Consider the following 3,816-nt stretch of genomic DNA (forward strand, 5'->3'; position numbering starts at 1 on the left):
AGCTTGCTTAGTCTGACAAATGGCGTTGTTTTGCCTGTACTACGGTGTTGTAGTGTCGTGCCTGGCCAAGGCGAGGGCCAGGCTGACGTCGCGTTGACGAAAGAAAGGACGCCAGAGATGAAAGCCGTCGTCTACAAAGAACCCTTTAAAGTAGCGGTCGAGCAAGTCCCTGATCCCAAGATTCAGCATCCCAACGACGTCATTGTCCGCATCACCTCGACCTGCATCTGCGGCTCTGACTTGCACATGTACGAGGGGCGTACTGCGGCGCCGCCGGGTCTCATCTTTGGTCACGAAAACCTGGGCATTGTTGAAGAAGTCGGCTCGGCGGTCACCACTCTCAAAAAAGGGGATCGCGTAGTGATGCCCTTCAACGTCGCTTGTGGCTTCTGCAAGAACTGCGAGCGCGGCTTTACCGGCTTCTGCCTGACCGTCAATCCTGGCTTTGCCGGGGGTGCCTATGGCTATGTAGCGATGGGGCCCTATCCGGGTGGGCAGGCAGAATATTTGCGGGTACCCTATGCGGACTTCAATGCGCTCAAGCTGCCGCCTGGCGACGAGCACGAGGATGACTTTGTCTTGCTGGCGGATATCTTCCCCACGGGCTATCACGGTGCCGAGCTAGCGCAGGTCTCGCCCGGGGAGAGCGTAGTGGTCTTCGGAGCTGGCCCGGTGGGGGCGATGGCCGCCTATAGCTGCCTGCTGAGGGGCGCCTCCGAGGTCTATGTCGTCGATCGCGTGCCGGAGCGCCTGAAGAAGATCGAGGAGATTGGGGCCATCCCCATTGACTTCGGCAAGGGGGACCCGGTTGAGCAGATCCGTCAGCTGCGAGGAGGGGATGGCGTTGACAAGGGCATTGATGCCGTTGGCTATCAGGCCATTCAGCCGGGTCAGGAGACAGAGGCCCCTTCGGCAGTCCTGGAGGCGCTCATTCAGATCGTGAATCCCACCGGGATGTTGGGCATCCCTGGCCTCTATGTGCCGACTGATCCCGGCGGAGTTGATCCGCACGCCAGAGAGGGACGCCTGCTTATCTCCTTCGGCAAGCTCTTTGAGAAGGGTCTACGCCTGGCCACAGGGCAATGCAATGTCAAGCGCTACAATCGCTATTTGCGTGATTTGATCATTGCGGGACGGGCCAAGCCCAGTTTCATTGTTTCGCACCATGTGCCCCTAGACGATGCCCCGACAGCCTATGAAAAATTTGACAAGCGTGTCGAGGGCTATACCAAGGTTGTGCTCAAGCCCTAAGCGGGGCAGCAAAGACAGCAAAAAACCGCGTAAGGAGGGTGGTGAGAGCCAAAACAAGGCTCTCGTCCACCCTCCTCTGTTCTGCTCGACCTGGGGTCAAGACCAGCGCAGAGAGCCGGCGAGGCCGAGAGAGGCCAGGGCTGACCTTAGTCGTTATCCGTTTCTGGTAGCACGGGCAGGGGACGCACCCACCGGATCTGCAAGTGGCTGGCGCAGAGCGGACAGCGCCGCTCGGCAGGCAGGGGCACAGCGATCAGCGCGGTGTAGCGCCAGGCGCCGTCTAGATTGCGCTCCCATATCAGGCTGCAATCGGGACAGAGATGACGTTCCCAGATCACCATACGATGTTGCTTTCCAGAGAGGCAGGTCGCTTCTCTTGTCTCTTGCCTATTAGTTGCCACCTGGCTGAGCAGCAACGTTGAAGCAGCATTGCCGCTCGGCAGAGGGTTATTGGTTATTGGTAAGAGTATAGCAGACCCAGGCTGAGAAAGAAACCCTGGCTTAGTCACTAGCGATGGAAGGGTATGGCTTCCAACAGCAACAGGCTCGCTGACTCTCTCCCCACCTGCTGCTATTGTGGTTTGAATTTTCATTGTGATCACCATTTCCTGCGACTAACGCTGATTTCAAGGCTGGCGCGTCTTCCTCTTCCTCTGGACCTGCAGTCAAGCTGGCGGTGATGTTGAGGAGGCTCAGGCTGTCATGGTGGCCAGTTCCCCCTTTTGTTACAAAGCCTGCTGCTGTTACACTTGAAGTGATAGCGTCAGGAACAGATGGCAGTAGTCTGCAAATGCCCCGCGGAGATACGTTTTCCCTGTCCAGAGCGGAAAGGAGCCGAGACATGGCGGAAGCCGACAATACCTATGTGATTGATGCTGAAAATGCTGGCGAATTGGCGCGTCTGATGCAGCAGGACCGTCTGCTCACCGAGGCGATGGGGGGACTGCTGCCTGAGTTTTCCAAGGAGCGCCCGCTGCCCGACGGGGGAAAGGTGTTGGATCTGGCTTGTGGTCCTGGAGGCTGGGCTTTGGAGCTGGCCTTTGCCTTTCCTCGCATCGAGGTCATCGGCGTTGACATTAGCCAGCAGGTGATCACTTACGCGCGCGCCCAGGCCTGGTCACGGGGACTGGAGAATGTCCACTTTCAGGTCGGCAACGTCATGGAGCCGCTCAGTTTCCCTGCTAGCTCTTTCGATCTGATCAATGGCCGGCTGCTGAGTGGATTCATGCTGCCAGATGCCTGGCCTCGGCTGCTGAGCGAGTGCTGGCGACTGCTCAAGCCGGGCGGCGTGCTGCGTCTGACTGAGGGAGAGATGCCGCTGAGCACCAGTCCGGCTTCTGAGCGCTTTAATGCCTTGTTCACAGAGGCCTTGAAACGGGCGGGCCGGAGCTTTTCACCGGATGGGCGCCACATTGGCATTACGCCGGTGCTGGCACGACTCTTGCGTCAAGCCGGCTTTGTGGAGGTACGTTTGCGGGCCAGTGTGATCGAGTGGTCAATGGGCACAGAGGCCTACTATCCTGTCTTCAAAGACGCGTTGTTCGGCATAGAGCTGCTGCAGCCTTTTCTGGTAAAGGTGGGCGTGGCTACCAAGGAAGAGCTGGAACGGCTGGCGCAGTTGGCTTTAGCTGAGATGCAACAGGAAGATTTTTGCGCCCTCTGGAACCTGGTCACGGCCTGGGGACACAAACCAGCCAAGGCGGTCGGTTGAAGGGAAAAGCATCCGTCTACAGCAACTGGCCTGCCTGCATTGCTCACCATGCTCATGCGGGCGGGCCAGTGATCGGAACCCTTGTCGCCTCGTCTGCTTGGCGCCCTGGCCTCCTGGAAGGAGTGCGATTCGGCGGGTCTGCGTTGTGAAGACAAGAAGGATGGCGGGAGGCCACGCTTTGCCGGGGGCGGTTAAAGGGAGACGGTGAAGCCTTGAATGCTGTTGCTTTGAGTGAGCGAGCGAGAGAGGAAAACAGATCATGCAGGAATCCCTCCAGAGCGCCTGGCAAAACTTTTACGTGATTATCGGTTCGGCCTCCGCTACTCTGATCGGCTTGATGTTCGTGGTCATGACACTCCTGGCATCAAGAAGGATGCGGCAGAAGAGTGAAGAGGCGATAGGAGCTTTCGGTACACCTACGGTGGTTCATTTGTGTGCCGGGCTCCTGGTCGCTCTGATACTTACCGCACCCTGGCCAGCGCTCTGGCAGGCCGCCTTGCTGTTGAACTGCGGCGGCCTGGCCGGCGTCATCTACATGCTGATCGTGATTCGGCGAGCGCAGCGCCAAAGGCATTATCAGCCTGTGCTGGAAGACTGGGTCTGGCATGTCATCTTTCCAACTCTTGCCTATATCTCGTTCCTGGGGGCGGGCCTGGCGCTACCGAACTATGCCAGGCCTGCGCTCTTCGTCATTGGAGCCGCAGCGGTGCTCATGCTCCTGATCGGTATCCATAATGCCTGGGATACAATTACATATTTAATATTTAATGAAGACATTTTAGACAAGGAAAGGAGAAATGAGAAAGATCGAGAGAGCTAGCCGGGGATAGGGACCGAAGCACTGTCAATTAGAC

General features: G+C 57.8%; 4 protein-coding genes. 3 read left to right on the plus strand and 1 reads right to left on the minus strand.

Features of this window, described 5'->3' with window-relative positions:
• Positions 1 to 117: 117 nt before the first annotated feature.
• Positions 118 to 1,251 carry a glutathione-independent formaldehyde dehydrogenase gene (locus IRZ24_RS17900; RefSeq protein WP_297167295.1) on the plus strand — a complete coding sequence of 378 codons (1,134 nt, stop codon included), beginning with the start codon at positions 118 to 120 and terminating at the stop codon, positions 1,249 to 1,251.
• Between the two features lie 146 nt (positions 1,252 to 1,397).
• On the opposite strand, the gene IRZ24_RS17905 is transcribed toward IRZ24_RS17900, so the two are convergent.
• Positions 1,398 to 1,592: a hypothetical protein gene (locus IRZ24_RS17905; RefSeq protein ID WP_297167298.1), complete on the minus strand. Its 195-nt coding sequence runs from the start codon at positions 1,590 to 1,592 to the stop codon at positions 1,398 to 1,400.
• A gap of 500 nt (positions 1,593 to 2,092) precedes the next feature.
• Here IRZ24_RS17905 and IRZ24_RS17910 point away from each other — a divergent pair, with 500 nt between their 5' ends.
• Both IRZ24_RS17910 and IRZ24_RS17915 read left to right on the plus strand, forming a co-directional pair.
• Positions 2,093 to 2,962 carry a class I SAM-dependent methyltransferase gene (locus IRZ24_RS17910; RefSeq protein WP_297167301.1) on the plus strand — a complete coding sequence of 290 codons (870 nt, stop codon included), beginning with the start codon at positions 2,093 to 2,095 and terminating at the stop codon, positions 2,960 to 2,962.
• A gap of 259 nt (positions 2,963 to 3,221) precedes the next feature.
• A complete protein-coding gene (locus tag IRZ24_RS17915; RefSeq protein WP_297167304.1) occupies positions 3,222 to 3,782 on the plus strand; it encodes a hypothetical protein in 561 nt (186 codons plus the stop codon).
• The last annotated feature ends 34 nt before the right edge of the window (positions 3,783 to 3,816 follow it).

Origin of the sequence: Thermogemmatispora sp., assembly GCF_019683755.1 — a bacterium.
GTDB lineage: Bacteria > Chloroflexota > Ktedonobacteria > Ktedonobacterales > Ktedonobacteraceae > Thermogemmatispora.